Annotated in this window: 1 protein-coding gene; it reads left to right on the top strand. The window is 66.8% G+C overall.

The genetic code is table 11. From position 1 onward, the window contains the following. Window positions 1-220 (top strand): S8 family serine peptidase (locus H0524_RS24800; RefSeq protein ID WP_255435947.1); only part of this gene is annotated, 220 nt, incomplete at both ends.

The raw sequence follows: 220 nt of genomic DNA, 5'->3' as shown, positions 1-220 counted from the left end.
ATGTACCACAGCCTCGACGGCACCTCCATGGCCACCCCACACGTCGCCGGAGCCGCCGCCATCCTCGCCCAACAACACCCCAACTGGACCGGCCAACAACTCAAAACCGCCCTCATGAGCAGCACCGAGGGCCTAGCCGACACCTACAGCGCATACCAGGTCGGCACCGGCCGCCTCGACATCGCCGCCGCAGTCAACACCACCGTACGAGCCACCGGCT

The sequence above is a fragment of the Salinispora sp. H7-4 genome, from assembly GCF_013416675.1.
GTDB classification, from domain to species: Bacteria; Actinomycetota; Actinomycetes; order Mycobacteriales; family Micromonosporaceae; genus Micromonospora; species Micromonospora vitiensis.
This window is presented reverse-complemented; position numbering and strand designations above follow the sequence as displayed.